19 protein-coding genes are annotated in these 25,551 nt (G+C 70.1%); 4 read left to right on the forward strand and 15 right to left on the reverse strand.

Features of this window, described 5'->3' with window-relative positions; genetic code table 11:
• Positions 1-95: 95 nt before the first annotated feature.
• The gene (locus IEY88_RS13585; RefSeq protein WP_189155045.1) at positions 96-1,655 is read left to right on the forward strand and encodes a S8 family peptidase; all 1,560 of its coding nucleotides are present in this window, start codon (positions 96-98) and stop codon (positions 1,653-1,655) included.
• Positions 1,656-1,715: 60 nt separating this feature from the next.
• On the opposite strand, the gene IEY88_RS13590 is transcribed toward IEY88_RS13585, so the two are convergent.
• The 3 genes from IEY88_RS13590 to IEY88_RS13600 all read right to left on the reverse strand — a co-directional run bounded on the left by IEY88_RS13590 (position 1,716) and on the right by IEY88_RS13600 (position 5,311).
• A complete protein-coding gene (locus tag IEY88_RS13590; protein ID WP_189155046.1) occupies positions 1,716-1,895 on the reverse strand; it encodes a hypothetical protein in 180 nt (59 codons plus the stop codon).
• A 71-nt stretch (positions 1,896-1,966) separates the two neighbouring features.
• Positions 1,967-3,727 carry a trypsin-like serine protease gene (locus IEY88_RS13595; RefSeq protein WP_189155047.1) on the reverse strand — a complete coding sequence of 587 codons (1,761 nt, stop codon included), beginning with the start codon at positions 3,725-3,727 and terminating at the stop codon, positions 1,967-1,969.
• Positions 3,728-3,751: 24 nt separating this feature from the next.
• Complete coding sequence (locus IEY88_RS13600) at positions 3,752-5,311, reverse strand: S8 family peptidase (protein WP_189155048.1); 1,560 nt, start codon at positions 5,309-5,311, stop codon at positions 3,752-3,754.
• Positions 5,312-5,498: 187 nt separating this feature from the next.
• Between IEY88_RS13600 and IEY88_RS13605 the strand changes: the two genes are divergently transcribed.
• On the forward strand, positions 5,499-8,132 hold the full coding sequence (locus tag IEY88_RS13605) for a helix-turn-helix transcriptional regulator (protein ID WP_189155049.1): 2,634 nt from the start codon (positions 5,499-5,501) through the stop codon (positions 8,130-8,132).
• Positions 8,133-8,336: 204 nt separating this feature from the next.
• On the opposite strand, the gene IEY88_RS13610 is transcribed toward IEY88_RS13605, so the two are convergent.
• The 6 genes from IEY88_RS13610 to IEY88_RS13635 form a co-directional block, all read right to left on the reverse strand.
• The gene (locus IEY88_RS13610) at positions 8,337-9,881 is read right to left on the reverse strand and encodes an AAA family ATPase (RefSeq protein ID WP_189155050.1); all 1,545 of its coding nucleotides are present in this window, start codon (positions 9,879-9,881) and stop codon (positions 8,337-8,339) included.
• A 15-nt stretch (positions 9,882-9,896) separates the two neighbouring features.
• On the reverse strand, positions 9,897-10,394 hold the full coding sequence (locus IEY88_RS13615; RefSeq protein ID WP_189155051.1) for a hypothetical protein: 498 nt from the start codon (positions 10,392-10,394) through the stop codon (positions 9,897-9,899).
• A gap of 4 nt (positions 10,395-10,398) precedes the next feature.
• Entirely contained in the window at positions 10,399-10,551 is a 153-nt protein-coding gene (locus IEY88_RS13620; RefSeq protein ID WP_189155052.1) for a hypothetical protein, read from the reverse strand.
• Between the two features lie 2 nt (positions 10,552-10,553).
• Complete coding sequence (locus IEY88_RS13625; RefSeq protein WP_189155053.1) at positions 10,554-12,287, reverse strand: hypothetical protein; 1,734 nt, start codon at positions 12,285-12,287, stop codon at positions 10,554-10,556.
• Between the two features lie 2 nt (positions 12,288-12,289).
• Complete coding sequence (locus tag IEY88_RS13630; protein ID WP_229693347.1) at positions 12,290-12,748, reverse strand: hypothetical protein; 459 nt, start codon at positions 12,746-12,748, stop codon at positions 12,290-12,292.
• Between the two features lie 125 nt (positions 12,749-12,873).
• Positions 12,874-13,452 carry a hypothetical protein gene (locus IEY88_RS13635; protein ID WP_189155054.1) on the reverse strand — a complete coding sequence of 193 codons (579 nt, stop codon included), beginning with the start codon at positions 13,450-13,452 and terminating at the stop codon, positions 12,874-12,876.
• A gap of 86 nt (positions 13,453-13,538) precedes the next feature.
• Here IEY88_RS13635 and IEY88_RS13640 point away from each other — a divergent pair, with 86 nt between their 5' ends.
• Entirely contained in the window at positions 13,539-14,384 is an 846-nt protein-coding gene (locus tag IEY88_RS13640; RefSeq protein WP_189155055.1) for a hypothetical protein, read from the forward strand.
• Positions 14,385-14,404: 20 nt separating this feature from the next.
• Here the strand turns inward: IEY88_RS13640 and IEY88_RS13645 are convergent, their stop codons facing one another.
• On the reverse strand, positions 14,405-14,947 hold the full coding sequence (locus tag IEY88_RS13645; RefSeq protein ID WP_373294095.1) for a CHAT domain-containing protein: 543 nt from the start codon (positions 14,945-14,947) through the stop codon (positions 14,405-14,407).
• Between the two features lie 160 nt (positions 14,948-15,107).
• Here IEY88_RS13645 and IEY88_RS13650 point away from each other — a divergent pair, with 160 nt between their 5' ends.
• Positions 15,108-15,485: a hypothetical protein gene (locus IEY88_RS13650; RefSeq protein ID WP_189155057.1), complete on the forward strand. Its 378-nt coding sequence runs from the start codon at positions 15,108-15,110 to the stop codon at positions 15,483-15,485.
• Between the two features lie 298 nt (positions 15,486-15,783).
• Here the strand turns inward: IEY88_RS13650 and IEY88_RS13655 are convergent, their stop codons facing one another.
• Genes IEY88_RS13655 through IEY88_RS13675 form a run of 5 tightly spaced genes read right to left on the reverse strand, consistent with a single transcriptional unit; the run spans position 15,784 to position 25,535 of the window.
• A complete protein-coding gene (locus IEY88_RS13655; RefSeq protein ID WP_189155058.1) occupies positions 15,784-16,068 on the reverse strand; it encodes a hypothetical protein in 285 nt (94 codons plus the stop codon).
• A 10-nt stretch (positions 16,069-16,078) separates the two neighbouring features.
• A complete protein-coding gene (locus IEY88_RS13660; RefSeq protein WP_189155059.1) occupies positions 16,079-18,460 on the reverse strand; it encodes a caspase family protein in 2,382 nt (793 codons plus the stop codon).
• Between the two features lie 25 nt (positions 18,461-18,485).
• The gene (locus IEY88_RS13665; protein ID WP_189155060.1) at positions 18,486-21,341 is read right to left on the reverse strand and encodes a helix-turn-helix transcriptional regulator; all 2,856 of its coding nucleotides are present in this window, start codon (positions 21,339-21,341) and stop codon (positions 18,486-18,488) included.
• Positions 21,338-22,810: a hypothetical protein gene (locus IEY88_RS13670; protein ID WP_189155061.1), complete on the reverse strand. Its 1,473-nt coding sequence runs from the start codon at positions 22,808-22,810 to the stop codon at positions 21,338-21,340. Before IEY88_RS13670 ends, IEY88_RS13665 begins: the two co-directional genes overlap by 4 nt.
• Positions 22,811-22,841: 31 nt before the next feature.
• Entirely contained in the window at positions 22,842-25,535 is a 2,694-nt protein-coding gene (locus tag IEY88_RS13675) for a CHAT domain-containing protein (RefSeq protein WP_189155062.1), read from the reverse strand.
• Positions 25,536-25,551: the final 16 nt, after the last annotated feature.

Raw genomic sequence — 25,551 nt, forward strand, 5'->3', positions numbered from 1 at the left:
AATTCCGGCTCCGATGTGCCGGGGTCCGCGGTGGCCCCAGGGTGGGCACGAGCGGCGGCACCCTGCCCATGCCGCTCGGACGAGGAGCCATGCAGATGAAACAGCACACGAAGTGCACCCTGCTCGCGGCGGTGGTCGTCGCGCTGGGGACCGTCGTGCCGCAGGCGGTGGCGGCACCTCAGGAGAAGGCGGTCGTGCCGGCCGCCGAACCCTGGGCGGCGGGCTGGTACAGCGTCCGCCTGCACGACGCGGCGGGCGCGAGCGCCGCCTCGGTCGGGTCCGCGGCGCGGTCCCTGGCGGAGCAGTACGGCGGCACGATCCGTTCCACGTGGTCGAAGTCCATCCAGGGCTTCTCGGTGAAGGGCTTGTCCGAGCAGGCGGCGAGGCGCCTGGCCGCGAACCCGGCGGTGAAGTCGGTGCACCAGACCGGCACCGCCCGTGGCTCCGAGGTCCAGAGCAACGCGCAGTGGAACCTCGACCGGGTGGACCAGGCGAACCTGCCGCTGGACACCAAGTACGAGTACAACGCCACCGGTGAGGGCGTGACCGTCTACAACGTCGACAGCGGCACCCGCGTCTCGCACTCGGAGTTCGAGGGCAGGGCGTCGAACGGCTACGACTTCTTCGACAACGACCCGATTCCCCAGGACTGCCACGGCCACGGCACGCACACCGCGAGCACGTCGGTCGGCAAGACCTACGGCGTGGCGAAGAAGGCGAAGCTGGTCGCGCTGCGCGTGTTCGACTGCGGCAACGCGGGCCCGGACGACCTGCTGATCGACGCGGTCGAGTGGATCGACGCCAACGGCCGCAAGCCCGCCGTGGTCAACATGAGCCTCGGCCAGTACGTGGCGGGCATCGGGGACGAGCAGATCAGGGCCTCCATCCAGAAGGGGTTCGTCTACGTCTTCGCTGCCGGCAACAACAACGGCGCGGATGCCTGCGGCTACAGCCCGGCCCGTGTCACGGAGGGCCTCACCGTGGCCTCCACCGAGCGCAACGACTCCCGTTCGGGCTTCTCGAACACCGGAAGCTGCGTCGACCTGTTCGCACCCGGCGGCAACAACACCGGTGCGAGTTACGGCAGCGACACCGCGACCCGGTCCGACCAGGGCACGTCCTTCTCGGCGCCGCTGGTCAGCGGGGCCGCCGCGCTGTACCTGCAGGGCCACCCGAACGCGACGCAGGCCGAGGTGAACAAGGCGATCGTCGACTCGGCCACGCCGGGCAAAGTCACGAACGCGGGCACCGGTTCGCCGAACAAGCTGCTGTACACCAAGGGACTGACCGGGGGCCCTGGCCCGGAGTGCGCCAAGAAGTCCAACGAGACCGACGTCGCCGTTCCGGACGCCGGTGGTGCGGTCAGCAGCACGATCGCCGTCTCGGGCTGTGAGGGCAACGGCTCGTCGTTCGCTCAGGTCGAGGTGGCGATCTCGCACGCCTACCGCGGTGACCTGGTGGTGTCGCTGGTGGCGCCGGACGGCACCTCGTACCGGCTCAAGGAGTCGAGCGCGTCCGACCACGCCGACGACGTGCGCCAGACGTTCACCGCCAACCTCTCGTCCGAGGTGCGGAACGGCGACTGGAAGCTGAGCGTGCAGGACGTCTACCGCTACGACGCCGGGACGCTGGAGGGTTGGAGCCTCAGTCTCTGATCTCGCAAAACGCTTGGGCCGCCTGGTGACTTGCACCAGGCGGCCCAAGATTGCGGCCGATCAGTTCGATGCGGCCTTGGAGTTGCGCGAGACCGAGGACCACGCCTTGTCGTCGCCGAGCAGGAAGTCCTTGCCGAAGAAGACGCTCCCGGCCTTGCCGTCCTCTGCCACGATGAAGTTCGCGCCCGCCAGCATCGCGGTGATCGCCAGCACGACCGGGATGGTGCACTTCCTGATCACGTTCTCTCCAGGGGGAAATCGAGAGGAGCCGGGCACGGGTGCCCGGCTCCTCGACGTGCGTGCGGGACGGGTCAGCTGACGGTGAGGACGAAGTCCGCGCTGCCGGACTTGCCGCCGCCACTGGCGGTGATCTTGATCCGGTAGGTGCCCGGAGGCGTCGAGAACGACGTCGTGACGTGGGCCATCGCCTTCCCGCCGGGGTTGACCGTCGACGGCAGGAACGTAACGCCGACACCGGCCGGCTGCCCGGAGGCGCTCAACGTGACGGCGCCCGTCGCTCCCGTGACCGAGATCGACGGGAAGGTCGCGCCGCCCTTCGAGACGCTCGCGGACGACGGCGACAGAGCGACCGTCAGCCCGCCGGGCTGAGGTCCGCCGTCGCCGACGGTCAGCGTGAGGGTGGTGTCCCTGCTGACCGAGCCGGACGTGCCCGTGACCTTCACCGAGTAGTTGCCCACCGGCGTGCTCGACGACGTGGTGATCGTCAGCTTCGCCGCGCCACCGGACGTGATCGACGCCGGCTGGAACACCGCCTGCGCGCCGGACGGCAGACCGCTGGCGCTCAGCGAGACGTCAGCGGGAGAACCGACCACCTGGCTGGTGACGGTGGTCGACACGTGCGCGCCGGGGCTGACCTTGACCGAGGCCGGCGAGAGGCCGAGAGCGAAGTCGGCACCGGGGTTGCCGGCACCGATCGTCAGCGTCAGAGTGGCCTGTTTGGACACTCCGGACGCGGCCCGCCCGGTCACGGTGATCTGGTGCGTGCCGTCCGGAGTGCCGGAGGCCACGGCCAACGACAACTTCGAGCCCTCACCGGATTTCACCGAGGACGGCTGGAACGACGCCTGCACACCGGAAGGAAGCCCGGAGGCCGACAGGGCGACGTCCTCGACGGCGGATCCCGCGATGGTCTTCACCGCGACCGATCCCGCGCCACCCGCCGTGACGCGCACCGACGACGGGTCGACGCCGACGCCGAACTCGGCGGGCTGGGTGTCCCCGACCTGCTGCCTGACCCAGTCGCCCATGTCGTTGTCGAGCCGGGAGAAGACGCCGTACCAGCGGAAGTCCGACCGGCTCCACGAGGCGAGCCCGACGATCTTGTCCTTGACCACGAACGGGCCGCCGCTGTCACCCTGCAGGATCGTGGTGCGGCCGTCGGGATAGCCGGCGCAGATCATCGTGGCGAGCTTGTACCCCGCGGCCACGCCCTGGCACTGGGTGACGCCGTCGACGATCGGGAAGTCCTGCTTGTCGAGCGACACGTCGGCCGGACTGTCGTTGTGGGTCTTCTTGCCGTAGCCGTAGCTGCGGCCGGTGTCCCCGACCTTCCAGATGCCCGCGTCGGCGGAGGTGGCGTACTTCGCCCACTTCTCCGGCGCGAGCGGGATGTCCTCGTTCGTGGTGATCACCGCGACGTCGTAGCCCTGGTCCCAGTTGATGAACTTCGGGTGCTTGACGTACGACTTGGTGGTCAGCGTCGTACCCGTGCCCACCACGAGGTCGTCCAGGCCGTACAGCGACGTCTTGGTGCCCGCCAGGTCGTGGCAGTGCGCCGCAGTGAGGATGTGCCGGCGGCCGATGACCGCGCCCGTGCAGGACTGGCCCTTGGGCCTGCTGCCCTCGGAACGGAGGTTGGCGACGACCGCCGGGAATTCCGCCACGGTGGCGTTCTGGCCCTGGTAGATCTGCCCGGACGCGCCGTCGAACGTGGAGACCGAGCTGTCGCCGTAGGAGTTGCCGTTGTCGTGCGGGGCGGCGCTGGCGGTCGTGACCGCCGTGCCGAGTGCGAGTGTGGCCGCGATCAACGCGATCCGCTTGTGTCTCAACATCTGCTGTCCTTCCACAGTGGATCGTCAGAGGGTGATCGACCAGGACTTGAGCGAACCGGTGTCGTACCGGTAGGCGTCGGTCAGCCGCAGCTTCCAGTTGCCGTTCTTCGCTTCGCTCGACGCGTCGACGGTGTACGTGGCGCGCACGCCCGACTCGCCGATGCCGCCGGGCTTCTTCAGCGAGTAGACGGAACCGTCGGGCGCGACCAGGTCGATCGCGAGGTCGGCGGAGTAGCTGTGGTCGACCTCGACCTTCACCGCGGTGGTGGCCGAGGCGTTGCCGGTGCAGTCGCTGACGCTGATCGGCGACTCGACCGCGGAACCGGCGTCCGGAACGGGCAGTTCGGTGGTGCTGCCGGGAGCCGTGCACTCACCGGGCTGAGTACCGCCTCCGAGCCCCGTGACGTTGAGCAGCTTGTTCGGTGAACCGTTGCCGGGATTGGTGATCTTGCCGCTCAGCGCGGCACCGACGATCGCGGCCGACACCTGGGCAGGACTGCCGCCCGGCTTCGCCGTCAGGTGGATCGCCGCCGCACCCGCTACGTGCGGCGTGGCCATCGACGTGCCGCTCATCGTCTGCGAGCCACCGTTCTTGCTGGTGGAGACGATGTAGTTGCCCGGAGCGAACACGTCGACGCAGGACCCGTAGTTCGACAGGTTGCCGTTGGGGAACGTCGCTCGGCGGTCCTGGTCGTCGGAGGCCGCGACCGTGATCGCCCCGGCCACGCGGGCGGGGCTCGTGCCGCACGCGTCCTGCCCGAAGTTGCCCGCCGCGAGCGTCACGGTGATGCCCTTGGCGAGGATGCGCTTGACCGCGTCGTCGACCGACGTGGTGGAGCTGCCACCCAGGCTCGCGGTGGCGACGGAGTTCGCGCCCGCGTTCTGCGCGACCCAGTCGAAACCGCCGATGATCGCCGACCAGGCGCCGCTGTTGTCGCAGCCGAGCACGCGGACCGAGACCAGCTTGACCTTCTTGGCGACGCCGTAGCTCGTGCCGCCGACGGTGCCGGCGACGTGCGTGCCGTGTCCGTGGCAGTCGGAGGCGTCGTTGTCGTTGTCGATGAAGTCACGGCCGGAGGTCAGCCGCCCGCTGAAGTCGGAGTGGTTGCTGATCCCGCTGTCGACGACGTAGACGGTCGCGCCGCCACCGTCGTTGGGGTAGGCGTACTTCTTGTCGAGAGGCAGGGACTGCTGGTCGAGCCGGTCGAGGCCCCACGACGGTGGGTTGGCCTGCTCGCCGAACCCACGGGCGATGCCGTCCTGCTCGACGTAGGCGACGGCCGGATCGGCGGCCAGGCGCCGCGCCTGCTGCTCGGACATCGTCGCCGAGAAGCCGCTGATCGCCGTCGTGTACGTCAGCTTCCGCTTCGCGCCGTACTTCGAGGCGAGGTCACCCGCCTTCGCGTCGACCTGCTTGTCGTCCTTGAGAACGACGATGTAGTTGTCCTTCACCGCGCCAGGAGCGTCGGCGCCCCGCACAGGAGCCTCCGGCGGCGCCGCCGACGCCGGTGGCAACGCGGCCACGAGCGCGGCCGTCGTGAGCACGCCCATCACCGCCAGACGAACTGGTTTGCTCGAACCCATCGATGTGCTCCGTTCACCACCACCGCTGACGCGGCGAGGCGGCCGCGGGCAGGGGAGTGGAACTAGCGGCCGCCTGTGGGCACCTTGTCCGCCACCGGGGCGTGAACCATCCGTGCTGAATTGGGTAGTGGCCCCCAACTTTTGCGCGCGGGCCGAAGTCCTCTCTTGATCGCCTAGCGTCGGATCCATGACAGCGGCGGGTTTTGTGGGACGACGGCACGAACTGGCCGAGGGCGTGCGCGTGCTCCTGACACCGCCCGCGGTCCTGTGCGTCACCGGGCCCGCAGGGATCGGCAAGAGCAGGCTCGTGGCGGAAATCCTGGACGACCGGCAGGTGCGCATGCGCACCCTGCTGCGTGGCGGTTGCCTGCCCTCAGCAGAGTTCCCGTGTGGGCCCGTGTTCGACGCGCTGCGCACGTCCACTCCGAAACGCACGGTGGCGAGCCCGGTGACGGGGGCGCTTGCGGCCTACCTGCCGGAGATCGCCGCACACCTGCCGGCCGCGCTGCCCCCGTTGCCCGATCCGGCTGCCGAGCGGCACCGCCTGTTCCGGGCCGTGCGCGATCTGCTGGCGGCGTTGACTCCGGCTGTGCTGGTGGTGGACGACGTCCACTGGGCGGATGAGGACACCCGCACGTTGCTGCGATACCTGGCGATCAATCCCGTCGAGCAGTTGTCCGTCGTCGTCACCGGCCAGGCGGAACTGCCACGCCAGCACGTGATCACACTGTCTGCTTTGGACAGTGCCTCCGTCGTGGAACTGGCCACGACGCTGGTGCCCGGTCTGCCCGAACGCGTCCTCGCCGAGCTGCCCGCCTACACCGGCGGTCGCCCAGACCTGGTCGTAGACGCGGTGATGAGCCTGGTGCGCACGGGCGAGGCCGCGTTGGACCGAGTTCCGCTGCCGGACGCGATACGACTGGACACCGCCTCACGCCAGGAGAAACTGACCGCAGCGGCCCGTGCGCTTGTCGAGGCCGCCGCGGTCGTGGGTTCACCGATGCCGCTGGAAGTCCTGGCGCCGGTAGCCGGGACCACGGTGGCCGCGGCGGTGGACGCGGCTGCCGAAGCCGTCCGGAGCGGTGTGCTCGCGGAACCCGAACCCGGCCGGTTCAGCGTGGAACCCGGCGTGATCAGGCGATGTGTGCGTGGGGGACTCTCTGGTCCCGCGGCGAGGCGAATTCACCTCCGCGTGCTGCGTGCCGTCCCGTCCATGCCGCCGGAGCGACGCGCGGAACACGCCCGCGCCGCGGGACGGTTCTCGGACTGGGTCGCGTGCGCGGAAGCCGCCGCGACGACCGATGCCCTCGGTGAGGTCCTCTGTGAACCTGCGCTGCCGCCCGATCTGCGGGATCGCGCGGCCGTCCAATACGCGAGGGTGGCTCGGCGATCACCCGCTCCGGACAGCGTGACGAGGCTGGAACGCCTGGTCCGTGACCGTCGTCTGAGCACAGCCGCACGCGGAGAAGCGCGCCTGGCACTCGGCGCGTTGCTCGTCGAGCGTTCGGGACGGGTGGAGGCAGGCAGGGCGGAACTGGCCCTCGCGGTCGCGGACCTGGGACAGCGGGCGGCACGTGCGATGACGATCCTCGCCGATCCGACGCTCGGCACCAGGCCGGTGGCGGAGCACCAGGCGTGGGCGGCGCGCGTGATCACCGACGACGAGCCCGCGCTGCTCGCGGCCGCGATCGCGACCCTGGTGCACACGGCAGATCACGACGTGCCGGACCTGCTGCGCCGCTCACCCGACGGCCCGCACGACCAACAGGACCTCGCTGACGCACACTTGACTGTGGCGCGCGCCCTCACCTGGACCGGCCACCTGGGCTCCGCACGCGCCCACCTCCAGACGGCCCGCAGGTTGTCGTGCGAGGGGACGGGAGCCGGCCTCGCCGTACTGCTCGACTGGCGCACGGGGCGGTGGACAGACCTGGCTGACCGGGCAGGAGAACATCTGGCCACACTGCCAGATGCCGCCGAAGCAGCACTGGTACGAGCGTCGCTGGCGGTCGCGACCGGTGACCGGCCGGCGGCGCTGCACTGGCTCGCCCGCACCGGCCTGGACGATCCGGAGGAAGCGATCAGCCCCGTGGTGCTCGCCGCCGGCGCGAGCCTGATCCGCATGTCCCTGGACCGCGACGACATCACCACCGCCGCCGTCACCGCCGACCGCGCGTGGGACCTGTTCCAACGCAAGGACAACTGGGCATGGGCGGCCGACGTCGTCCCGGCCGTAGTGCGGACGTGGATCCACACGGGTGACCGCGCGCAAGCCCGCGACCTGGCCTACGAACTCGCCGCCGCCGCAGCCCGCCTCGACGCACCCGCACTGCTGTCAGCCAGCCACGCGGCGATCGGCGAAGTGGCAGCGTCAGAAGGAGATGAAGAACGCGCGCTGCTCCACTTCGGCCGAGCACGCCACCACGCGGCCAGAACCGCAATGCCCTACCTCGCCACCACCCACGCCGAAAGCGCCGTCCGAACCCGCCTTCGCATGGGCGACACCTCCGCCACCGAGACCCTGATCGACGTGATCGCGCACTACGACCGCCTCGGCGCCACCCGCGACGCCAACCGCTGCCGCCTCCTGCTGCGCGACCACGGTTCAGCCACCCACACCCGCCGCTGGCACAGAGCAGGACCGCGAACCTTGTCACCACGCGAACGAGACGTGGCGGAACTGCTCTCCCGCGACCGCTCCAACCAGGAGATCGCCGACATGCTGCTGCTCTCCCGTCGGACGATCGAGCACCACGTGGGAAGTGTTCTGCGGAAGCTGGGTGTGAAGTCGCGCCGTGACGTCGCCCGTGCGATGGCGTGAGTCCAGCAATCCTGAACCCGGTGATCCGGAAGTTCGACGGTGCAGTTCGAGCACGAACCTGGCGGCCTGGCGGCAGCGTCCGAGACAGTCGACGCGATTCTTTCTTGCGGACGACCCTGGCGCGGGCCAGATCAAGCGTTCCACTGTAGACAGGACAGTCTCGGAGAAAGCGCAGAATCGCGTCGGTTCGGCGTTGGTGGCAAGTCAGCCGAGCACGACCCGGCGGCTCGCGGCGGCCTCGACGACCGCGGGACGGGTGCGGCCCGACGCCGGGATCGCCCGGTCGCGCAGCTGCCTGATCTCCTCGACCTTCTCCGGCGCGGACCGCAGCAGCGGGACGACGTTGCGGAAGCAGCTCAGGTAGTAGTCCCTGCCGACGTTCTGGTCGCCGACGCGGATGGCCTCGTGGCAGATCTCGGTCACGGCCGACTGGATGTCGGAGCCCGCGAAGCCGTCGCTGATGTGGACGAGCTCGTCCACGAGGTCCGGCTCGACCGGGGTGCGCAGGTACTTGCGCAGGTAGATCGCGATGATCTCGCGGCGTTCGTCGGGTTCGGGCAGGTCCACGAAGAACATGTCGTCGAAGCGCCCGCTGCGCAGCAGTTCCTGGGGCAGCGAGCGGACGTCGTTCGCGGTGGCCACGACGAAGACGCGTGCGCGTGACTCCTGCAGCCAGTAGAGGAACTGGCCCACCAGGCGCGTGGTGACGCCGGTGGAGTCGGTGCCGGAGCCGGCGAGGCCCTTCTCGATCTCGTCTATCCACAGCACGCACGGGGCGACCGTGTCCGCGGTGGCCAGTGCCTCGCGCAGGCGCTTCTCCGACTGGCCGACGTACGCGCCCAGCACGGAGCCCATGTCCAGGCGGTACAGGGGGAGTTGCCAGTCGGAGGCTATCGTCTTGGCGGACAGGGACTTGCCGCAGCCCGGTACGCCCACGAGCAGCACGCCCCGAGGGGCGCGGATGCCTCGGTCACGCAGGTCCATGGTGAGCAGGTCGCGTTTGCGGTCGAGCCACTGCCGCAGGCCGTTGAGGCCTCCCACCTCGTACTCGCCGGGGCGCAGTTCGACGCGTTCGATGCCGGAGAGCTCGCTGAAGATGGAGTCCTTGGCACGGCTCAGCTGGACGAGGTCCGCCTTGGTGATCTCCTTCTTCACCACGAACGTGGCGAGGATGTTCAGCGCCTCGGTCTTGGTCACGCCGGCGAGGATGGACGCCGCCTGCTCGTAGTCCGCCGGGTTCCACTCGATGCGGATGTCGGTGGCGTACGGGCGGAGGAACTCCCTGATCGCCTGGTGCATCTCGTCGAAGTCCGGCAGGTCGAGGCGCACGGACATGCCCATGCGCTGCAACGTGCTCCAGACCGGGTCGGAGGTGATGATGACGATGCAGCCGCCGTGCTCCTCGGCGAGTGCGGCCAGGTCGGCGAACCGGCGGGCGACGTCGTTGTCGTCGGAGAGGTGCTGCACGTCCGTGAAGACGATGGTGAGGTTGGACCTCGACTGGAACCACTCGCCGGCGAGGTCGAGCGCGCCCAGCAACGACTTGTCCTCACTGATGGTGGCTCTGGTCCGCAGGTCGCGCAGACCCTGGCTCAGCGTGTGCACCAGAACGTCGAGCTGCTTCTCGCGGGCCAGCTCGCCGAGCGCGTCCAGCACGCGGGCGCGTTCGACGGTCCGGATGGAGACGAACGGGATCCGGGCGAGCAGGTACGACTCGACGCGGGCCTTGGTCTCCGCTCCGTTGGGCATGTGGTTCTCCGATGGTCAGATGATCACTCGCCGGCCGGGACTCTGCCTGCCGGGCGACGGGGGAGGGGGCGGTGCGGTCGTCAGGCGGTTCTCGCGCACCACGGCCTGCAACGCGATCGGGGCGTGCCGGACCGAGTCGTCGAGGCTTTGCTGCGAGGACCGCACGGTGTCGTTCAGAGCGCTGGTCAGCTCGTCGCGCAACGCCGGTGGCATGGCGGGGGAAACGCAGAACCTGCGCAACGGCGCGAGCCGGGCGCGCGCGCTCGCCAGGGTCGCGGCCAGCGCGTGCACCGGATCACCGCTCAACGCGCCGAGGTCGCGTTGAAACGTCTCCGCCCAGCGGCGTTGCCGTCGCGCGAACGCCTCGGCGACGTGCCGCAGCACCCGTTCCTGCACGTGTGGTCCCATCTGCTCGCCGATCGGCGCGAGGTGGTCGGACGGCAGATCGGTGCCCTCGCCGAAGGCGTCGAGCCACGCGCGCCAGTCCGCGTAGGGCCCGGGAACATGCCGCATCGGGCTACCGCCTGCGGTGACGGTCGAGGAACTCCGCGGGAGGCAGGAGGTCCCACTCGGGCAGTTGCACCGCGATGTCCTGTTCGGCGACGCCGTGCCGCGCGACCCGAGGCTGGTTCGGGTGCTGCTGGTCCTGGCTGTGTGCTGGGCCGGGCATGGTCAGGCTCCTCGTGGCTGGTCGGGTGCGATGGCGACGAAGGCGGTGGCGGTGAGCCCTTCCGCGAAGGTCCGCAGCGAGTCCGCCTTCGCGATCTCCTGCTGCCACTCGCCGCGCAGGTCGACCAGCTCGGCGATGGCCCCGCGCAGCCGCACCACGGCGGCGACGCGTCGCTGGTCGCCCTTGCGGCGGATCTCCGCGCGGCGGGCGGGCAGCGCCCGGACGTCGAACGCTGCCCAGACGCCCAGCGCGGCGGCCACGAACAGCAGGAACAACGCGAACCCGCTGGCGCCACCGACCGCCGAGAGCAACGCCACCAGCAGCGCCAGACCGCCGCAGACCGCGGCCGCCTGCGCGGCACCGCTCATCCGCACCTCGCTGACGGCCTTCGCCGTCTCCCGGTCGATGTGCTCGGACAGCGATCCGACCAGCCGCTGCTCGTCGGTGTCGCCGTCGACCCAGCCGGTCCAGCCCTCGGCGCGCAGCTCGACCCGGGACGGCATCGCGGCGATGTTGGCGGCTTCGAGCCTGCCCGCGCCCTGTACCAGCCAGTCGCGGGCCAGCGCGAGGGTGAACCGCTGGGTGCCGGCGGAGGCTCCCGCGCGATCGCCGTGCAGGGCGGCGTTGCTGAGCAACGTGAGGAAGTCGACCGTCTGCTCGTGCAACGGGTCTTCGGCGGTCATCTTCTTCCTGGCCAGGTCGTGGTCGCCCTGCGCGTCCACGATGGCCTGCAGTTCCGCTTCCCGCTTGCGGAAGGGGGCTTCCTCCGCGTCGAAGTCGCGCACCAGGTTGTCGAGGATGCCGTCCACGCGTTCGTGGAGGTCCCGGCTCTGCGGGACGGGTCCCTCGAACGTGGTGCGCAGCATCTCCTCCGCCGCACCGTGCACGGTCGCGCCCTCGAGCAAGTCCTTGAGCTGCGGCCAGGTGGGGCTGAGCACGGGCAGCAGCTCGTAGCGGGCGTCGGCGGGGCGACGCATCGTGTCGATCATCTTCGCCCAGCGTTCGACCTGTCTGTCCACAGTGTCCTGGTCCTGGCCCAGTCGTCCGTACCACTCGGACATCTGCTCCAGCAGCATCGGTTTCGCCTCGCGCCCGAACGCGCCGGTCGACACGGCGTCCAGGACGACGACGAACTCCCGGGACAGCTTCGCCGGGTCCTGCCGCGCCGCGTACTGCCGCACCCAGGCGGCGGTGGCCCGGTCGCGCTGCTGCCGGCGCAGCACGAGTGCGAAGAACAGCGACGCCTTGTCGTTGTCCCTGCGCAGCGCCTCACCGATCGCCTTGGCCGCGAGCTCCGGTTCGTCCCTGATCCAGGAGGCCACCGCGATCAGCGCGGGCGCGAGCCAGTAGCCCGGCGTGCGCAGCATCAGCTCCTCGGACAGGTCGCGGATGGCGCCGTGCGAGACGATGCCCGCGTCGAGCGCCTGCAACGTGCCGGTGGCGAGCTCGCGCACCTCGGCGAACTTCCCGAACTTGTCGTTCAGCTCGCCGCGCACCTCGAGGATCTGCACCTGCGCGAGCTGAAGGTTCTGCCGCAGCTCGTCGCGCCGGACGTACTCGACGAACTGCGACTTGAGGTCCAGGAGCTCCCGCTGGGTGCTGTCCTGGTTGCGTTGCATCGCCGACATGTCGTTGTGCAGGACGACCTGTTGGTTGCCGAGCGTCTCCTGGTTGCGCGACACCTGCCGCACCGCGTTCACCAGGCCGGAGATGTCGGTCGTGGATACGTTCGTCATGTTCACCGGGCACTCTCCAGCAGAACGGTCGAGCCGTCGGGGCGGACGCACATCAGGCGGTCCGGGTAGACCTCGATGGCGAGGTAACGTTCGGACTCGGCGAGGGAACGCGCCCGGTCCATGCCGTGCGGCAACGGCTCCCCGGCGCGGTAGTGCGAGATGATCGAGCCGTCCAACGCCAGTGTGTGCACTTCGTACGGTGCGCCGAGGTAGCAGCGCGAGACGATGCCGAGCGGGGTCGTGCAGAACTTCTCGGCGAACTCCCGGTGCACGGCGCCGACGAGTTCGTCGACGTCGGCGGTGGCGAGCTTGCCGGAACCGTCGAGCGCCCGCAGTGCCTTCAGATACCGCGCTGACCGGCGCCCGTCGAGCACCTTCGTCCGCGCCGGGGAGGTCGACCCCGTCGTCCGTCCGGTCCAGGTCACGTCGTTCGACCTGTTGTTCATCAGTGGCCTCGGCACGCCACCAGCTCCCTCATGTCCATCGAGGACGTCACGCGTTCGATGCCGGTCTCATCGAACGCAGCGGAAAAACCATTACGCCGTGCGAGATCTCCGTCGAACAGTCACTCGACCGGAGCAACCGCTCATCTCGAGAACACCAGCAACCACGCCACCGCGAACGCCGCCCAGGCCCACAGCACGACGGTCAGCACCTCGGCGCCGCGCACGATCCGTTGGGGCAGCGGCAACCTGGGGTGCCACGCCTGCCCGCCGTCCGTGACCAGCTCCCGGACCAGCACCGATCCCGACTTGTCCGCCCGGCCGTACACCTCGACGCCGGTGCCTTCCAGGGGCAGGCCCTGTGCTGTCGAACCTCTGACGCGGCAAGCGTGTTCCTTGCCGGTCACGTCCGTGACCCAGAGCGGATGCACGTCGACCCCGCCGGGCTCGGGCGCACAGCGGCGCAGCGCGTACGTCGCCGCCGTGACCACAACGGTGACTAGAACTGCTTTGGCCAGAAGGGACATCCCGCCGACCGCGGCGCTGACCACAACCTCGGCGACGGTCAGCGCGGCGCATCCCCACGCCGCGACGGCGAAGCTGGTTCTTCTCACGAAAGGTTCCTGACGGACGGCGCCGATCCGGGTGATGGTGCCGACCGCCACGCGGCCCGGCACGTGCTGATCCGTCAGATCTCCTGCTGCGGGACGGTCGTCGGTCATCGTGCTCTCCTCGTCATGCGAGAAACATCGCACGATGCGGTGGCGATTGTTTCTCTTGGAAGTGGTCTCGGGAAGGACGGACCGGCATGGAAGACGCCGCGAACACCGATGTGACAAGGGAGAACGCGGGTCAGTCGCGAGCTCCGCTGTGGGGCCCGGCCCCGGTGCGGGGCACGCCGCCGCCACCGGTGCCGCCGCCTGCTCCGGTCTACGAGGACCCGCCCACGTGGGGCGCGACCGAGTACGCCGCACCACCTGCGGCGAAGAAGTCCATTGAGGGCAAGGCGGTCATCGCGGCCGTGGTCGTGTCCTTCGTGGCCGTCACCGCCGTCGTGGTCGTCAGTTTCATGCGTGGTGACGAGGAATCCCCGAGTGGACAGGATGTGGGCGCCGCACCAGTCCCGGTGACATCGAATAGGTTCGCGCCCGTCAGCACCACACCGCCGCCGGCGAGGTACACGACCACTCGACCGTCCACGTCGATGTCCAGTTCCGTGTCCACTCCCGCCGGATACCGCGCGGTGACCGGTCCGAACGGAGTCTTCGTCTCGATCCCGCAGACCTGGACGGTCGCGCCGGGCAGCCAGCCGACCAACCACCAGGCGGAGGATCCGGCCACGCCGGGTGCCGTCATCCGCTACGGCGCCAGCGGCTCCGAGGCCCGGCCGCTCTACGACGCGGTCGCCGCGAACGAGGCCGGCGTGAAGACCGGCTATCAGCAGATCAAGCTTGCCACCGTGCCCTCCGGCGTGGAAGTGGTGGAGTGGGAGTTCCTGTACACGGCGGAGGGCGTGCAACGGCACGCGTTCGCGCGCTACTGGCGGCGGGCCGGCCTGGACTACATCGTGTACGGCGCCTCGAACGCCGCCGACTGGACCCAGATGCGCCAGGTCGTCGACGTCATGGTGCGCACGGCGGGTCCCGCCGCCTGACCGGCCGATGTGGACGGTGCTCATCGGCCCAGCGGCGTGAACCCGGCCCAGCACTCGACCTGCTCCTCGCTGAACTCCGCCGCCGGCGGCATCGCCCTGAGCGTGTCGGGCATGTCGTCCGGCAGCACGCGACCGGGGTCGAGCATCCACAACTGGGCCTGGCGCAACGCTTCCGCCGCCGGCAACCCGTCGTCGAGGTGGCGGTAGAACATGTACATCAGATGCGCGGTGGCACGCCCGGACGGCACCCACCACAACGAACCGATGACGGTGCGCGCGCCGATCGCGAGGAACGTGGTCGCGAGGCTGAGCGCCTCGTCGTAGTCGACCCCGGACACGTTCGTCGTGCAGCAGGCAAGATTGACCAGCCCGAGCGACAGCAGGTCGACCGGGCTGATCTCCAGCAGGGCGCTGGCGGGCAGCGGCCCCGAGGCCAGGTTCACCTGGGACCGCAACGGTTCCCGCATGTCCGCTACCGCGTGGCTGGCGAGGTGCTCGACACCTTCCTGTTGGAGCACGGTCCACATCGCGGCGCGAGCAGGTCGAGCCCGCAGACCCGAGATCGTGCACGGTCTCCGGGGGCGTCGCGCCGCCGCAACAGCTTGGCCAGGTTGAGCGTCGCGGTCCGGCTTTCGTGCGCGTGCCGAATGGGCGCGGTGCCGAGGATGGTCGGTAGCCCTCCGACAGAAGCGTGGGGGCCAACCACGACCACCTGTCCACCGGTTGCTGTCGCTCGACGTGCCGCTCGAACCAGTGCAGCGCTTCGAGGAAGTGGTCCGGGTCCTCGGTCTCCTCGGCCCGCCGGTACAAGGCGAAGCCGTACGTGTCCCACTCGTCGGGGAACTCCTCCGCGCAGGCGGCGTAGTGGCGGATGGCGCGCTCGTTCGCCGCGCTGTCGTCAGAGGCGTGCCCCGTCTCGATGAGGTGCACGGCCAAGCGGTGCAGCCCGGGATCGTCTTCGCCGGGCAGCTGGACGACTTCCTCGACGGCCGCGATCGCGAGCTCGTACGGCACGCGCTCTGGGGCACGCCAGTGCTGTCGCATGCTCAGCTCGGCGAACTCGACGAAGTGGTCGACGCGGAGCAGGAATTCCCGGGGTAGCTGGAAAATCGTTTCCGCGAAGAGCCTCACGCTCTTGTGCAGGTCGGCGTCGTCGTCGGATTCTGTTGCGCTACAACGCAAACCCAGCGCGGCTGTCAGAGTTGACCGCTCAAGTCCTGAAGGTTGAAAGTCAGGGACCTCACAAGCGTGGAAAGGAGCGGTGAATCGAATGTTGAATTCCATGAACGATGGGCTGCGCAGTAGTCAGGTCCACGAGTTCCTGAGCCTCGCAGCAGGGCCGTTCTGTGCACAAGAAAGTGATGCGTGGGCCGCATCGCGTGCGACGCGGCCCACGGCTTCAGTTCGGCAGTTCGGACTGCCGCGGCTGGCCGGCGCCGCTGCCGACACGTCCGGAGATCTCGGTGGGGCGCGGGCCGTTGCCGTTGTCGACGACGACGCTCGTGACGAGCCTGCCGTTGAAGAACACGGTGGCGGCGCCGTCCTCGTCGAACAGCGAGAGCCTGGCGACGGTGCCGTTGGCCATGGCGCCCTCGATCTCGGCGATCACCTTGGCGACGTCGGCGGGTGCGATCTGCCAGGACATGCCGTCGAGGGTGACGCGGTGGTTCGTGCTGTCGGTCATGGTGGTGTCCTTATGTGGTGGGTGAAAGGGTTTGCCAACCGACTTCTGACGGACCGCTGACGTTGCAGCGGAAGGAGAAGTCCTCGGCGCGGACGTCGAACGACTGCCGCTGGCGAGGCCGCGCCGGTGTGAGCAGCGAGTTGCGGTAGACAGCCCTGGCCCCGCCCAGGGCGTGGTCGAGTGCGCGGTGGACGGAGTCGACGGACACCTCTTCGCGCTTCGGCAGCAGGGCGAAGAGATCGGGGTGCCGGCCGTTCTCCCGTGAGATCCACACAGCGATGTCGAGGTGGCCGTGTGCGTCGCCGCGGAACAGATCGGAGTCGTTCAGTGCCAGCCGTTCACCGTCGCTGACGTCGCTGAAGCGTTCGGTGTGCGCGGTGTACCGCGGCCGGCCTTGGGCGTCCTCCGTGAGCACCAGGGCGTCGAGGCGGATGTCCGAGCCCCGTGCGGCGCGGTTGTGGTGCACGACCAGGTCCGACAGTTGAAGCGCGACCTCCTCTCGGCCTGCACGAGGTCTGGCGGGCGGCCGGTCGTCCACCTCGAACACCGCGTGCTCGCCGGGCGGCGCGGGCCGCGGGTCGAGATCGAAGGTGATGGTGCGCACGGCGAACTTCACCGCCTTGCCGCGCACCGGCGTGGTCTCCCTGCCGTCCTTGGCGCCGATCATGCTCAGGTGGCGTTCGAGCCGGGAGACGGTCCGCTCCCTGTTCTTGGGGATGCCGGGTTGTTCGAGGAGCCTCGTGTCGGTGGGCTCGCTGGTCACGAGGACGACGATCGCCTCGTCGCGCGGTCTGGTGGCCGGTACGGACTCCGGCCACCAGACCTCCATGCCGGGCAGCGCTTTCGTGTGGTCATCGGTGCCGAACACGTACGAGACGCCGCGATCGAGCCGCAGCCCGCTCGGACTCGAAGGGTAGAGCGACGCGACCTGACCCGACACGCCTACGTTCAGCAACGACACGTACACCGTGGACTCGCCGCGGTTGCGCACCTCGACGGACACTGACTGTCCGGAGTGGACTGTCCCGCCGGAGAGCGGGAGATCGGTGGTGGTGCCGTCGCTCACCCGGCAGAACCGGATCTCGACCGGATCGCCGAGGGCCAGTCCGACGGGTTCGGTGAGTGACCTCAGCGCCCGGGCTCTGGCGAAGCGGGTCAGGTCCGCCACGACGCTCGAGACCGAGGTTCGCGGTTCGTGCAACGGACCGGCCGCGTCGTGGATCGTGTACCCGCTCTCGTCCGCCACCAGCCGCACGTGCGCCGCGTTCCCCGTGGCCGAGCAGAGAACTGGGGCCTTGTCGATCGCCTCGGTGAGTTCCGGGTGGTCGGTGTGCACGAGCAAGGGCGGCAGGGCCGTGTGGATCAGGTGGGCGCGTGCCCCCAGCGGCACAGGTACGCCGAGCACGCCGTAGGCGGCCTGTGCGTCGACGCGGTCAGCGCGCACCTCGCCGATCTTGCGGGTCTCGTCCGGTTCTGGCGAGTCGTCCGGCATGATGACGAACCGATCTCCCGGTCGCGCGCCGAGGAGAGCGGCTCCCGCGATGCGAACCCCGCCGCGAACCTCGGTGATCGGCAGTGCGCCCAGGGGGTCGATCTCGCGTGTGCCGAACAGGATCCGGTGCGCGGGCCCTTCAATCTCCGGACGCTGTCCCGCCCACATCTGGTTGACGCGGTGCCGCAGCCTGTCCGTGAGCGTCGCCCACGACGCGGTCAGGCCGCTGTCGTGCAGTTCGTCGAGCGTGCGGGTCAGCGCGTCGGTCAGGAACCCCATCGGCACGCCGTCGACGTTGACGCCCTCGCACGCGCTCTCCTCGGGCGCGCACGCGACGATCCGGACGGCGTAAGGGTTTCCCCGCGGGTGCCGGAGGTCGGCCGCCAGCCCTTCCCGGCGCAGGGTCTCGACGTGCGAGCGGATGACGTGGTCGGGAACGGGACGAGGGTAGGAGCGCACCAGGCCGGGCGCGCGGGACATGTGCCCGGAGTGGCAGCAGTCGAGCACCACCGTGACGTTGTCCGTGCGTTCGGTCAACCTCGCCAGCAGCACGGACAGTTCGAGTGCCGTGATGCCGCGGAAGTCGTCCTCGGTCGTCTCCTCGAAGTCCGTGGGGACGATGAACTGGAGCGTGCCGGGGCCCGGCGTGCCGTGGCCGAGACCGGGGTCGTGCGCGTAGCCACCGTGCCCGCTGTAGTAGACGACCAGGGCGTCGCCGTCGCGGGCCTTGCCGATGAACCGCTCGTACTCGTCGAGAATTCCCGCCCTGCTCGCGTTCTCCCCTTCGCAACGGGTGGACGTGAAGTCCCACCTGGCCAACGCCGCCGCCATGGATCTGAGGTCGTTGCCGACACCGTTGAGGCCGACTTGCGAGCCGATGAGCAGTGCTTTGCGCCCCATGAGGTCCTCCAGAGAAGTGCGCGGGTCAGTCGAGAAGCCCGGCATCGCGAACTGCGCGCAACGCCTGCGTCTTGTTGTCGACGCCGAGCTTTCGGTACACATTGGACAGATGGGTGCCGACGGTTTCCTTGGTGACGTGCAGGCGGGAACCCATCTGCCGGTTCGTCAGTCCGCTGTCCAGCAGCCGCACGATCTCGAGTTCGCGAGGAGTGAGCCCGAACGGGTTGCGGGACGACTGGGTCTCGCGGGGCACCAGGTGGTGTGCGCGGCGGATCGACCTGATCGTGTCCGCGAGCGGCCCGGCACCCAGGCGTTCGGCGATCGCGGCGGCCTCGATGCCGGCGGCCACCGCGCGATCACGCTCACCCGCCCGTGCCGCCGCGTCTGCGCACCGGGCGAGCGCGTAGGCCATCGGATAGGGCCGGCCCAGCTCCCGCCACGCCTCGGTGATCGAGTGCCAGGTGGCCGCCGTGTCGGTACCCGCGGCCCTCTCGGCCTCGGCAACGCACAAGGCCGCCAGCACTGCCACCTCGGCGTCGTCCTCCACCACACCGGTTCGGGGGAGCAGGTCGGCGGCATCGAGCGAGGCGTCGGCGGCAACCCTGAGGCCGAACGCGCAGAGCTGCAGCCGGAGCAGGTACTCCTCGGTGCCGGCCACGGCCTCGATGCCGTGTCGCACGGTCGCGAGTGCCGCTGCGGGATCACCCCGGAGTGCCGCCAGTTCGGCCAGGCACCGGTAGAGCGGGCTGAGGAACTTCGGTTGTGCGCTGGGGTGGTTGCGCACGCTCTCCAGCAGCCGCTCGGCCTCGTCCACCCTGCCGGTGGCGAGGTCCATCTCCGCCTTGGTGAGGCGCTGGAAGGTGGTCTCCCGCTTGGGGTAGTACCGCAGCACCTCGGCGATGAGGCGGCCGGCCTCGTCCCACTCGCCTACGAGGAACAACATCGCGCAGGCGTTGTTGGCGAGCAGCCCCGCCTGGCGGGAGCCCATCAGGCCGAGTTGCCTGCTGCGCTCCAGTGCTTGCCGGAACACCTCGACGGCTTCGGCGTCCTGCCCGGCGCGTTCCAGGCAGACGCCGAGGTTCCCGGCGGCGCGCAGCAGGTCTTCGAGGTGGTCCGTCTCCTCGGCGATCCGGTACGCGTCGCGCAGGGCGGCGATCCCCATCGCGTGGTCTCCGCGCAGAGTGAGGGCGAGGCCGGAGCTGTTCTTCGCCCTGCCGACCTCGGCGCGGGCACCGACCTGCTCCGCCTCCTCCTGCGCCTTGTCCGCCAGATCGAGCGCATCGGTGTACTTGCCGCGCTTGGCCTCCACGGTCGCGAGAGCCGAACGCACCCGTGAACGGAGCGCGCTCGGCGGCTGGCCCTCCAGCAGTTCGTGCGCACGGCGGTAAGACCGCACGCTCTCGGCGTCGAACCCGGCTTCCCACCGATAGCTGCCCAGCCGCTCGTGCAGTTCGCCGAGCAGTTGCGGGTCCACCGCGGAAGCGGTCGCGACGGCCACAGCCTCATCGGCCCAGTCGACTGCCTGCTTCAAGTGGCCGGCCCACCGGGCGGAGTCGGCGGCGACCTTGAGCACCTGCACGTGACCGAACCCGGCGGGGGCCCCGTCGGGGTGCCGTGTCCACAGGTCGAGCGCGCGCCGGTACTGGACCTCCGCGTCCTGGAACGCCCGCACGCGGGCGGCCAGGTCACCGGCGCCGATGGCGGCCCGCAGCGCTTCTGGCACGCGATCTGCGGCCGACCAGTGGTAGGCGAGCTCGGGGAGGACGTGCGGGTCACGGTCCACCTCTTCGGCCAACACCTCGGCGAGTGCGGCGTGCAGCCGCTTGCGTTCCCGCGCGCGCACCGTGCCGTAGGCGGTCTCGCGCAGCAGCGCGTGTCGGAACCGGTAGGAGTCGCCGACCACCTCGGTCAGCACCTGCCTGTCGACGCACTCGGTGAGCGCCGCGTCTAGGGCCGACTCCGCGACCCCGGCGACCTGGACCAGCAGGGTGTCGCCGACCTGGCGGCCGGCGACCGCGGCCACGCGCACCACGCTCGTGGCGTCCGGGCCCAGCTGGGCGAGCTGTGCGTGCATCAGGTCGGTGAGAGACTCCGGGACGTGCAGGTCCGGCCGGGCCGGATCGTCGGCGGCCACCAGTTGCTCGGTGAAGTACGGATTGCCCTCGGACAGTTCGAAGTACCGGTCTGCCCGCTCCGGGCTCACCTCGCCGTCCGTCAACTCGGCCACGAACGCCCGCAGTTCGCCCTTCGTGAAGGGTGCCAGCGCCACGCGGTGCGTGTGCCGGGTGAAGTCGGGCTGGGCGAGCCGGACGCGCAGCGGGTGGCCGAGCCGCAGGCCGGAGCGGTAGCCGCAGACCAGCATCATCCGCTGATCGGATGCCGTGAGCGCGAGGTAGGCGATGAGGTCGAGCGTCGCGGTGTCGGCCCAGTGCACGTCCTCGAACACCACGACGAGAGGTGCCAGCGTGCCGATGTGGTCGAACATCCGCGACACCGCGAGGAAGACGTGATGCTGCGCTCCCAGCCCGGAGGCGACCTGGACCGGGCCCTCCCCGACACCGGCGATCAACGAGGCCAGCTCGTCCCAAACCGGCCCGCACAGCCGTCGCGTCTCCTGCTCGCCGTGCTGGCGCACCAGTAACCGCAGCGCCTGCACCAGTGGTCCGTACGGGACCGCGCCGCCCTGCAGTTCGAGGCAGCCTCCCGCGAGCACCACGGCACCGGTGGCGCGCGCCCGGTCCGCGAACTCGGCGATGAGCCGGGTCTTGCCGACACCGGCCTCCCCGTTGACCATCACGACCACGGGCGTGCCAGCGACGGCGTCGTCGAGCAGCCGGGTGAGCCGCGCGACTTCCTCGTCGCGGCCGATCAGCCTGGTCATCGGATCGGCAGGGCGGCGGCCTTGAGCGCCTCCGCCCACGGGTAGCCGGGGGACAGGCGTTCGACGGCCCTGGCCGCGTCCGCGATGGCCCAGGCCGCGCGGCACACGCATCGCAGCGCGTGCAGGTTCGCCTGCTCGTCGGGATCGGTCACGGAGGCGAGCACCACGTCCAGCCGGCCCGCGAAACCGGCGGCAACCCGGTCCAGCACGCCCCCGAAGGGGTTGCCGGCGTCGAGGAACGCCCCGAGGGAGCGCAGCACGACCGGCGCGGAGTCGTGGTCGGCAGGCACCGTGCGCGCTGCCACGAGCAGGGCGTCCGCACCCGCCTGCAGGTCCGCGTCGTCGGTGGGGTCGAGTCGATGGCGCAGCAGCAACGTGACGGCCAGCACGAACTGGTCGACGGCGGCTTCCTCGGGGACGATGTCGGTCGGGTGCTGGTCCACGATCGTGCTCGCCATGGCCACCGCGTCGTCGATCGCGGCGATGTCGGGCGCGGCGGCGGACGGCTGCAGCAACGCGGTGACCGCTTCCCACAGCGGCACGCCGGCGTCGAGGGAAAGCCTGTCCCGCAACGGCTTGTGCAGGTCCGGCGCCGTTTCGCCGACCGGCTCGTGCTCCAGCACCACGGGCTCGGGTGTGGCCTCGTAGACGCCGCCTTGTTCGGTCATGACCATCACCGGCCGGTCTTCCGCGGACGACCTCAGCAGCCGGTTCGAGCTGTCCAGGCTGACGGTGAAGACGTCCGGGATACGGAAGGCCCCGTAGCCCGGTCTGGCCTGGGTGGTGACCCGCTCCTGAAGGCGCTGGAACCTCCCCAGGAACGTGCTGATGTCCGAGAGGTTGAACTCTCCGGCGGAGGCGCCGTACAGGACCGCGAGGACCTCGGTGAACTCCAGCATCAGCTCGGCGACGTTGCGGAGGTCAGGCGCGATCGTCCGGTCGTCCAGGACGGTCCTGAAGCACTCGGTGGCGAGGTCGATGTCCGAGACCGCGACCGGTTGCGGGTTCGGCGTGGCCACCCGGAGCATCCGCTCGTTCATGATCCTCGCCATGTGGCCGGGCTTCGCGATCCTGCGCACGTGCTGGGCGCCGAGCAGCACTCGGGCGAGCGGGACGTGGGCCTGCGGCAGGTTGCCCGAGTCGACCGCGGTGCGGAAGCAGTCGATAGCCGCGGTGTCGTCCCTGTCGTCGTCGGAGAGGTACGCGCTGCGGCCGCTCAATGCGAAACCGAGCAGGAACGAGGTACTGGCCCGCAACGGGTCGTCCTCCTCCTGGAGCTCGATCGCCTCCTCGAACGCGGCGATCGAGTCGTTCAGGTCTCCCAACGAGTTCGGTGACTGCATGCCGTTGAAGCTGAAGCGCTGCAACAACATCTGGCCGAGTCGGCACAGCGGTGCCATGCGTGCCACGCCGGTCAGGCCGGCGAGCTCGGCGCGCAGTTCGTCGATGACGGGGTCTACCGAGGTCATGTGGTCTCCCTCTGGCCTTCGTGGTGGGACATCAGTGGCCTGCGTGCGTGAATCCCGCCCACGCGACGACCGCGGTGCGGTCGGCGGCCAGCGAGACCAGGTCCGCGGGCATGCGGGCGGGCACGACCGGGTCGGGGCTGAGCATCCACAGCTGCGCCGCGCGCAACGCCTCGCGCGATGGCAGGCCTTCCGTGAGCAGGTGGTGGTGGAACAGGAACATCAGCGCGGACGTCTCCGCGTCCGGAATCGCCCAGTGCGTCGACAGCACGGTGCGCGCACCGGCGGCCAGGAAGGCGGTGCCGAGGCTGTACGCCTCGTCGTAGCCGTGGATCGACCTGCCGGTGTGGCAGGCGCCCATGACGACGAGCCCGATCCTGCGCTCCGGCACGGCTTCGAGGATCCGGATGATCTCGTCGGCGTCGAGTTGACCCGGCCCCGGCCCGTCCGGGTCGTCCGGGGCGAGCTGGAGCTCCGCACGCCCTCCGTCCTCGGTCGGCGCGAACAGTCCGTGGCAGGCCAGGTGCAACGTGGTTCCCGCGTACGGTGCGGCGTCGGCGAGCCACTCGCGGATCTCGGTAGTGGTGCCCCGGCCGGACGGGCTCTGCGAGCCGTCCGCCCGTCTTCCCAGGTATCGCGCACCGGGGTAGAAGACGCGGCGGACCGCCTGGGCCTCGGCTCGCGCGGAGGCCAGCGACGGCGCGTCGCTGCGGGTGTCCGGATCACCGACCACCAGCCCCGTCGAGGTCGGCCCGATCGGGGAGCGCTTGGCGTTCTCGCAGAACAACCTGGCCGAGACCGCCTGGGAGAACGACGCCAGTTCGATCGCGTACCGGCCGTCCTGTCGCCGTGCGGCCTGCCAGGGGATGCGCGCGAGGTCGCCCATCGGCACCAGCACGACGGCCGGTGTGGAGCCTGGCGGGAACTCGGCGAAGTACGACTCCAGCATCGGCCCGATCGCCGACCGCCATGCCCAGTCGCACAGGGAGTCGACCTGTTCCGCGAAGCTCGCGCGCGTGCCGCCGACCGGCTTGACGTTCCTGGCCCGGTCGGTCAGTGCGGCGAGGTACTGGTCGACCTCGGTCCCCTTGCCCACGTGGAGGTTGGGCAGCATGAGGTACGCCGGTGGCCCGGCCTTGGGAGCGATGACCATGTAGCCGGGCCCCGGGTGCTTGCCAGGAACCAGGTAGACCAGCGCGTCGGCATCGGACGAGGCCAGCGCCGACCTGATCTCCCCGAGCGAGGGCGGGTCGAGCAAGGTCGACGCCATGCTGCCGTCGGCCAGCAACGTGGTCATGACCTGCTTGCGAAGGCCCTGGGAGTCGCGGCCTTCGGACACCCAGCGCTCCGCGAGATCGGGGTGACCGGCCGCGGTGAGCCGCGCGGGCAGCGCGCGGAGCTCGGCCTCGGCGAACAGCAGCAGGCCTCGGCCGGTGTCGAGGGCACGCAGGGCATCGCTCACGCTGCCTGCGGACAGACAGCGCATCGCCGTGTCCATCGCGGCCCCCACCGCGTCCCTGATCGCCCACTTGGCCTCGGCCGGGTCGCTCTCGAGCAGCACTCGCCACACGTAGGCGCGCTGCGCGGCCAGTGAGAACGGACCGGCACCGGCGAAGTCGCCCTGCCTGTGCCGGATCGCCGCGAGCATCTCGTGCGTCAGCGACCACTGCGGGTGGCTGGCGTCCCGCATCCGTGCCAGTGCCTTGTGCAGCACCTCTTCCGCCTCGTCCAGACCCGCGACCGAGCCGATCAGCTCGGACCGCCGCAGCAGGCCCGCCGCGAGCCCGGTCAACGCGAACAGGCCGAGGTCATCGCCCTGGTCGAACGTGATCGCCTCGCGGATGTGGTCGAGAGCCTCGTTGACGCGCCCGACGTCGGTCTCTTCGCCGCGCTGGAAGAGGGTCACCGCGGCGAACACCCGCGCGCGCAGCTGGGCGTTGGGAGAAGGGCCGGCATTCTTGAGGAAGTCGCCGGCAGACCGTTCGTCCTGCTCGGCCTGGGCCGGTTCGAACACGCCGAGCACTTCCTCCAAGCTTCGCTGGGCGTCGTCCAGGTTCATCTGGGAGCGGAACTCCGGAAGCAAGGTGTCGACCAGCCCCCGCAGCTCGCGGAACGCGCTCGCGGCCATGTTCACGTCGCTCTTCTTGGCCGCGTCGAGCAACCGCCCCATCGCGTCGGAGTACTTGTGCATGGTCGGGGCGATCGGGTGGTCGCCGATCTGCGCGAACATGTCGTCGAAGACCCTCGTCATCTCGGAGCTGCTGGCGTTCGAGCCGTCGGTGGCCATGGTGACGGCGGCCTGGGCAGCCTCGACGAGCATGGTGGTCACCTTGGCGCCCTTGGCCGCCTCCGCGTGCCCGGCGAGTTCGTGCCGGGCCGCCGCGAGGTCGACGTACTCGCCGCTCGCCACGAGGTGGGCGAGGTGCTGGGCGCGAACGGACCCGACGACGTGCGCCCAGCCGATCATCGACGCCGGTACCCGGCCGACGAGCCGCAGCAGGTCGTCCAGGTGCGGGATCAGCGTGATCTGGGCCGGACCGCCGCCCCGGGTCACCGTCGTGAGCATGGTGACGGCGAGCCTGCTGCGATCCGGGTTCTCCTCCGGCAGCCGCGCGACATCGGCGGTGAACGCGGTCAACTCTCCCGCGCTCACCGACGTGTGCGTCGCGCCGCGCGTCACCGCGTCGCACCGCGCGACGATCTCGGCGATGCCGTTCTCCTCGGCCATCCGATGGTCTCCTCGT

Origin of the sequence: Lentzea pudingi, assembly GCF_014646255.1 — a bacterium.
In the GTDB taxonomy this organism is placed as follows: Bacteria; Actinomycetota; Actinomycetes; order Mycobacteriales; family Pseudonocardiaceae; genus Lentzea; species Lentzea pudingi.

Bases quoted from the DNA above. Each gene is read 5' to 3' on its own strand.
- IEY88_RS13640 (WP_189155055.1), top strand. From the start codon at position 13,539: ATGGAAGACGCCGCGAACACCGATGTGACAAGGGAGAACGCGGGTCAG.
- IEY88_RS13605 (WP_189155049.1), top strand. From the start codon at position 5,499: ATGACAGCGGCGGGTTTTGTGGGACGACGGCACGAACTGGCCGAGGGC.
- IEY88_RS13660 (WP_189155059.1), bottom strand. From the start codon at position 18,460: ATGGGGCGCAAAGCACTGCTCATCGGCTCGCAAGTCGGCCTCAACGGT.
- IEY88_RS13585 (WP_189155045.1), top strand. From the start codon at position 96: ATGAAACAGCACACGAAGTGCACCCTGCTCGCGGCGGTGGTCGTCGCG.
- IEY88_RS13670 (WP_189155061.1), bottom strand. From the start codon at position 22,810: ATGACCTCGGTAGACCCCGTCATCGACGAACTGCGCGCCGAGCTCGCC.
- IEY88_RS13600 (WP_189155048.1), bottom strand. From the start codon at position 5,311: ATGGGTTCGAGCAAACCAGTTCGTCTGGCGGTGATGGGCGTGCTCACG.
- IEY88_RS13625 (WP_189155053.1), bottom strand. From the start codon at position 12,287: ATGACGAACGTATCCACGACCGACATCTCCGGCCTGGTGAACGCGGTG.
- IEY88_RS13675 (WP_189155062.1), bottom strand. From the start codon at position 25,535: ATGGCCGAGGAGAACGGCATCGCCGAGATCGTCGCGCGGTGCGACGCG.
- IEY88_RS13620 (WP_189155052.1), bottom strand. From the start codon at position 10,551: ATGCCCGGCCCAGCACACAGCCAGGACCAGCAGCACCCGAACCAGCCT.
- IEY88_RS13655 (WP_189155058.1), bottom strand. From the start codon at position 16,068: ATGACCGACAGCACGAACCACCGCGTCACCCTCGACGGCATGTCCTGG.
- IEY88_RS13635 (WP_189155054.1), bottom strand. From the start codon at position 13,452: ATGACCGACGACCGTCCCGCAGCAGGAGATCTGACGGATCAGCACGTG.
- IEY88_RS13615 (WP_189155051.1), bottom strand. From the start codon at position 10,394: ATGCGGCATGTTCCCGGGCCCTACGCGGACTGGCGCGCGTGGCTCGAC.
- IEY88_RS13595 (WP_189155047.1), bottom strand. From the start codon at position 3,727: ATGTTGAGACACAAGCGGATCGCGTTGATCGCGGCCACACTCGCACTC.
- IEY88_RS13665 (WP_189155060.1), bottom strand. From the start codon at position 21,341: ATGACCAGGCTGATCGGCCGCGACGAGGAAGTCGCGCGGCTCACCCGG.
- IEY88_RS13610 (WP_189155050.1), bottom strand. From the start codon at position 9,881: ATGCCCAACGGAGCGGAGACCAAGGCCCGCGTCGAGTCGTACCTGCTC.